The 6,295-nt window shown below is 43.9% G+C and carries 5 protein-coding genes; all 5 read left to right on the forward strand.

Features of this window, described 5'->3' with window-relative positions; all coding sequences use genetic code 11:
* Positions 1-197: 197 nt before the first annotated feature.
* The 5 genes from IAE45_RS17455 to IAE45_RS17475 all read left to right on the forward strand — a co-directional run bounded on the left by IAE45_RS17455 (position 198) and on the right by IAE45_RS17475 (position 6,147).
* Positions 198-2,843, forward strand: coding sequence for a valine--tRNA ligase (locus IAE45_RS17455; protein ID WP_200127526.1), 2,646 nt, complete (start codon positions 198-200; stop codon positions 2,841-2,843).
* Between the two features lie 148 nt (positions 2,844-2,991).
* Positions 2,992-4,305, forward strand: coding sequence for a bifunctional folylpolyglutamate synthase/dihydrofolate synthase (locus tag IAE45_RS17460; RefSeq protein ID WP_194195690.1), 1,314 nt, complete (start codon positions 2,992-2,994; stop codon positions 4,303-4,305).
* Positions 4,298-4,972 carry an HAD family hydrolase gene (locus IAE45_RS17465; protein ID WP_144771808.1) on the forward strand — a complete coding sequence of 225 codons (675 nt, stop codon included), beginning with the start codon at positions 4,298-4,300 and terminating at the stop codon, positions 4,970-4,972. Before IAE45_RS17460 ends, IAE45_RS17465 begins: the two co-directional genes overlap by 8 nt.
* Positions 4,973-5,053: 81 nt before the next feature.
* A complete protein-coding gene (gene radC, locus IAE45_RS17470; protein WP_200127528.1) occupies positions 5,054-5,746 on the forward strand; it encodes a RadC family protein in 693 nt (230 codons plus the stop codon).
* Between the two features lie 200 nt (positions 5,747-5,946).
* Positions 5,947-6,147 (forward strand): cold-shock protein, encoded by a 201-nt coding sequence (locus tag IAE45_RS17475; RefSeq protein ID WP_005225155.1) that lies wholly within the window; start codon positions 5,947-5,949, stop codon positions 6,145-6,147.
* Positions 6,148-6,295: the final 148 nt, after the last annotated feature.

Below are 6,295 nucleotides of genomic sequence, written 5' to 3' on the forward strand. Positions count from 1 at the left end.
AAGGAGTCACCAAAAATGGTTCACGAAGTGAGCCATGACCTCTGTAAGCAATTTTTTTACCAACAATAAACTGCTAATAATTACCACCGCACTCATCCTGAACGATTCAAACATTGTCACGCTTTACTTGGCAACTGGCACCAAAAAAACTACACCAACCATTACGCTTAAAAAACGTAACTTTAGGAGGACCAACTATGACAGAAACTGAGAATCTATCCACCAAGTACAATCCCCAAGAAGTAGAAGCGGGGCGTTACCAAGATTGGTTAGAACATGACCGTTTTAAACCAAGCGGCAACAAAGAAGCAAAACCTTATTCTATCGTGATTCCACCACCAAACGTAACAGGAAAATTGCACTTAGGTCATGCCTGGGATACCACGTTACAAGACATCATCATTCGTCAAAAACGGATGCAAGGGTATGACACCTTATGGTTACCAGGAATGGACCATGCTGGGATCGCTACCCAAGCCAAAGTAGAAGAAAAGCTACGGGAACAAGGAATTTCTCGCTATGACCTTGGTCGGGAAAAATTTGTTGAACAAGTATGGGATTGGAAAGAAGAATATGCCGGTCACATTCGGGAACAATGGGCGAAACTAGGCTTATCTCTAGACTATAGCCGTGAACGATTTACGTTAGATGATGGATTATCCGAAGCGGTTCGTAAAGTTTTCGTGACGCTCTATGAAAAAGGCTTGATCTATCGTGGCGAGTACATCATTAACTGGGACCCGCAAGCCCGCACGGCATTATCTGATATTGAAGTGATCCACAAAGACATCGAAGGTGCTTTTTACCACATGTCTTACGAATTAGCAGATGGCAGCGGTGTGGTGGAGATCGCAACGACTCGTCCAGAAACAATGTTGGGGGATACAGCAGTCGCGGTTCATCCAGAAGATGAACGCTATCAAGCATTGATCGGTAAAAAAGTGATTTTGCCTTTGGTCAATAAAGAGATCCCAATCATTGCTGACGAGTACGTGGACCAAGAATTTGGAACAGGGGTCGTAAAAATCACTCCTGCCCATGACCCGAATGACTTTGAGGTCGGTAACCGCCATGACCTACCAAGGGTCAATGTTATGAACGATGATGGAACAATGAATGACTTAGCAGGTACCTATGCAGGCATGGATCGTTTTGCTGCTCGCAAGCAAATCGTGAAAGACTTAGAGGCGTTAGGTCGTCTGATCAAGATCGAAAAAATGGTCCATAGCGTAGGTCACTCAGAACGGACAGGCGTAGTAGTCGAACCTCGTTTATCGACACAATGGTTCGTAAAAATGGAACCATTAGCAAAACAAGCCATCGACAACCAAGAAACCGACGATGCGGTGGACTTTTATCCGCCACGTTTCAATCAAACATTCTTACGTTGGATGGAAAATGTCCATGACTGGGTGATCTCTCGTCAGTTGTGGTGGGGACATCAAATTCCAGCTTGGTACCACAAAGAAACGGGGGAAATGTATGTAGGACTTGAAGCGCCAGCAGATGCCGAAAAATGGCAGCAAGATCCAGACGTACTGGATACCTGGTTTAGTTCTGCTTTATGGCCGTTTTCAACAATGGGTTGGCCAGATGAAAACAATGAAGATTTCCAACGCTACTTCCCAACGAATACATTAGTGACCGGGTACGACATCATTTTCTTTTGGGTAAGCCGTATGATTTTCCAAAGCTTGGAATTTACTGGCAAACGACCATTTGAAAATGTCTTGATCCACGGATTGATCCGTGATGAACAAGGTCGCAAAATGAGTAAGTCTCTTGGAAACGGGATCGATCCGATGGAAGTCATTGAACAATACGGTGCTGATGCATTGCGTTGGTTCTTATCAAATGGCTCTGCACCGGGGCAAGACGTGCGTTTCAGCTATGAAAAAATGGATGCCGCTTGGAACTTCATCAATAAAATTTGGAATGCTTCCCGTTTTGTCTTGATGAATGTCAGTGAAATGACTGCAGAAGACATTGATTTTTCTGGTGAAAAATCAGTGGCGGATCGTTGGATCTTGACGCGCTTGAATGAAACGATTGAAAAAGTCACTGATCTTTTTGAACGCTTCGAATTTGGGGAAGCGGGTCGTCAATTATACAACTTTATCTGGGATGACTTCTGTGACTGGTACATTGAAATGTCGAAAGAAACCTTATACGGTGACAATGAAGCAGCGAAACAAGTCAATAAGAGCATCTTAGTCCATGTTCTTGATCAAATTTTACGCTTGTTGCACCCAATCATGCCATTTGTTACAGAAGAAATCTGGAGCAAACTGCCGCATACAGGGGAATCATTAGTTGTTGCTGAGTATCCACAAGTGGCACCAGAATGGACCGATGAAAAAGCGGCGCAAGGGATGGAAGTGTTGAAAGAATTGATTCGTTCGGTTCGAAATATCCGAGCAGAAGTAAATACACCACTTTCGAAACCAATTACTTTGCTGATCCAAGCAAATGAGCCTGAGATCGAAGAATTCTTGATTGCTAACAAAAACTATATCGAACGCTTCTGTAATCCAGAAGAACTAGAAATCTCTAACAGCTTGCAAGCTCCTGAATTGGCGATGTCAGCCATCCTATCAGGTGCGACGATCTACTTGCCACTAGCTGGGTTGATCAACATTGAAGAAGAAATCGCGCGTTTGGAGAAAGAATTAGCGAAGTTCACCCAAGAAGTTCAACGGGTACAAGGCAAACTGGCGAACGAACGCTTCGTTGCCAATGCGCCTGAGGAAGTCGTGGCACAAGAACGCAGCAAAGAAGCCGATTATCTTGAAAAACAAAAAGCCGTTCAAGAACGGATCGAACAATTACGCACAATCCAATAGGATGAGCACATCACGCGCAAACAAGCATCTCTCGAAGATGCTTGTTTTTGCTTAATCAATAGAAACAGGGCGAATGATTTTCTCGTTTAAAGGAAAGAAATTGGGAAAGCCGTTCATTTTTTGTTAAAATAGGAGCGAGGTGAGCGAGATGACAAGCGAAGAAGCAACAGCGTGGATCCATTCGCGTTTGACATTTGGGCAAAGACCCGGATTGATGCGTGTCGAGGCATTATTAAAACGGATGGGGAATCCTGAAAAAAAGGTGACCATGATCCATATCGCCGGCACGAATGGCAAGGGATCGACCGTCAGTTATTTGCGCAGTCTTTTAGAAGAAGCTGGGCAGCAAGTGGGGACCTTTACTTCCCCACACATTGAAGCGTTCAATGAACGAATCGAAATCAACGGACAATTTATATCAGATGAGGACTTGGTCGCTTGGGTGGAAAAAATCCAGCCGCTGGTTGCTGAAATTGATCGCGATGAAACGTTGACGGGCATTACCCAGTTCGAGATCATTACCGCTATGGCATTAGGCTATTTTGAAGAAAAAAAGGTCGATGTTGCGATTATTGAAGTTGGCTTAGGGGGACTCTTAGATAGTACCAACGTTATTTCTCCTATTTTGACCGCGATCACGACGATCGGCATGGATCACATGGATGTCTTAGGGGATACCATTGAAGCAATCGCTGCCCATAAGGCAGGGATCATTAAGCCACAAACACCCCTTGTTACTGGCAATATCGTTGAAAGTGCGCTTTCGGTGATCGATTTGAAAGCTGCAGAAGCACAGGCACCCGCTTATCATGCAGGGCAAGAGTACCGTGTGACCTATCGTCATCCCGATGAAGAATGGGGCGAATTGTTTGATTTTGAAAATGAGCATGGCAAAATCAAAGGTTTGAAAACACCGATGTTAGGCCGCCATCAACCAGAAAATGCCGGTGTGGCGATCCAATTGTACAGCCTGTATTGCGACCTACGACAACTGCCGTTTTCAGCCAAAGAGATTCGCAATGGCTTGCGAAAAGCCTATTGGCCCGCCCGAATGGAACGAATCAGTAGTGAGCCACTAGTGATTATCGATGGTGCCCATAACGTACACGCCATGGCTCGTTTAGTAGATACAATGAAAGAAGAGTTCAGCGACTATCGCATCCATGTGCTGTTCTCAGCCTTAGAAACTAAAAACGTCAATGAGATGCTTCAGCAATTGCTGGCGATTCCCCAAGCCGAGATTTATTTAACGACCTTTGATTTTCCCAAGGCACTGCATTTGGCAGACGGCTATCAGGAACTCGATAACAACCGAATCTCGACGGTTTCTTTATGGCAGTTTGGTTTGGCAGAGTTATTAGAAAAAATGACCAATGAAGATTTGCTGCTGGTGACAGGATCCTTGTATTTTGTTTCAGAAGTTCGTGAATTGTTGTTGGCAATAGGAGGAAGAAATGGCTAAGTTACGTGGTGTGATTTTCGATATGGACGGCTTGATTTTTGACACGGAGCTGCTCTACTACCAAGCAACTCAAATCGTGGCGGATCAAATGGGCATTCCCTATACAAAAGAGTTGTATTTAGCTTATGTGGGGGTCTCGGATGAAGAAGTTTGGGCCGCCTATCATGAACGGTTCGATGAGGCCTTTGGTCATCAGATGATTGAAGAATTTATTCAAGCGGCTTTTCAGCAAACGCTGGAAATGTTCCAACGGGGCGAGGCTGAATTGAAGCCAGGTATCCACGAGTTATTGCATTATCTTGATGAGAAAAAGATTCCCCGAGTGTTGGCGTCTAGCAACCAGCGCAAAGTGATCGATACCTTGCTGGAAGCAGCAGGCTTAACGGCGGAATTTCCTGAGATCGTCTGCTTTGATGATGTCACACGGGCAAAACCAGATCCTGAGATTTTTGAAAAAGCCCACGCATTATTGGCGGTACCAAAAGAAGAATTGGTGATCCTCGAAGATTCGGCCAATGGTATCCATGCTGCTCATGGGGCAGGGATCTCAGTCATTATGATTCCCGATTTGATCGCGCCGACGACCATCATTGAAGAAAAAGTTTTGAAAGTCTTACCATCACTAGAGGATGTCCCAGATTTTCTAGAAACGGCTTTTTCTTTCTAATGGCGATTTTTTAAAAGCATCGGAATCAAATAGTTCCTCCTTTGCGTATTTCTTATTAGACCGACGCAAAGGAGTTTTTTTATGATCAATGAAACAGTAATTCCCCAAAGCTCGTTTCCACGAGAGCGCTTAGTGCAATATGGGGTTGATGCCCTTTCGAACCAAGAACTGTTGGCCATTTTGTTGCGAACTGGCTCACGGCCCCTAAATGTCCTGGAATTGGCGGCTAGTGTCTTGAATCGTTTTGAAGAATTGTATGAATTAAAAGAAGCGACAATCGATGAATTACAAGAAATTCGCGGCGTCGGACAAATCAAAGCCATTGAGATCAAAGCGATGGTTGAATTAGGCGTGCGGATCCAGCGGTCTGTTCAACCGAAGTACGGCAAGATCAACTCCAGTATGGCGATCGCTCATCAGCTGATCCAAGAATTAAAAGACTTTCTTCAGGAGCACTTGCTAGGAATTTATTTGAATACCAAAAATGAGATCATTCAAAAAAAGACGATCTTCATCGGATCGTTGAATCAGTCGATCGCTCACCCACGGGAGATTTTTCATTGGGCGGTACGTTATAGCGCCGCTCGAGTGATCGTCGTTCACAACCACCCAAGTGGAAGTCCTCAAGCCTCGGAGGCAGATCTGCTGTTTACACGTCGCTTAATCAAATGTGGGGATTTGATGGGGATCGAACTACTGGATCATTTGATTATTGGCGACAATGCCTATGTTAGTTTGCGAGAAGAAGGCCTCTGGCAACAAGAAAATTGCTGACACAACGGCTAATTTGCGAACATTATTAAAAATAAAGGTGAATTGTCTAATCGTCTGTCTTGCAAAAAAATACGGGCAAGTGTAAAATATTATTGTAATTTTGTTTGCTGAATAGATGTTGAAACGCACGTTAGGCCTCTATCGCACAAAGGCAATGTTACACATAATTAAGTGCTTATGCACGAGGAGGTTTTTTTATAATGGAACAAGGTACAGTAAAATGGTTCAATGCTGAAAAAGGGTTTGGTTTTATCTCTCGCGAAGACGGTACAGACGTATTTGTACATTTTTCAGCGATCCAAGGTGAAGGATTCAAAACTTTAGAAGAAGGTCAAGCAGTTACTTTCGACGTGGAAGATTCTGATCGTGGACCTCAAGCAGTTAACGTAAACAAAGCGTAAGCTTTTAAACAAACTGCCAGTAAGAACACTTTGAAATCAAAAACCCAAAAGACCATCAATTGATGGTCTTTTTTTTGCTTTTGGCAACGGAAAGGAAAAAGGGGGCGTGACATAAGTTAACTAGTTACGCTCTCCAAAATATAAGGAG

Source organism: Enterococcus sp. S53 (assembly GCF_016516865.1).
In the GTDB taxonomy this organism is placed as follows: domain Bacteria; phylum Bacillota; class Bacilli; order Lactobacillales; family Enterococcaceae; genus Enterococcus_D; species Enterococcus_D innesii.

Excerpts from the sequence above, each read along its gene's own strand:
- IAE45_RS17455 (WP_200127526.1), top strand. The coding sequence starts at position 198 with ATGACAGAAACTGAGAATCTATCCACCAAGTACAATCCCCAAGAAGTA.
- IAE45_RS17460 (WP_194195690.1), top strand. The coding sequence starts at position 2,992 with ATGACAAGCGAAGAAGCAACAGCGTGGATCCATTCGCGTTTGACATTT.
- IAE45_RS17465 (WP_144771808.1), top strand. The coding sequence starts at position 4,298 with ATGGCTAAGTTACGTGGTGTGATTTTCGATATGGACGGCTTGATTTTT.
- radC (WP_200127528.1), top strand. The coding sequence starts at position 5,054 with ATGATCAATGAAACAGTAATTCCCCAAAGCTCGTTTCCACGAGAGCGC.
- IAE45_RS17475 (WP_005225155.1), top strand. The coding sequence starts at position 5,947 with ATGGAACAAGGTACAGTAAAATGGTTCAATGCTGAAAAAGGGTTTGGT.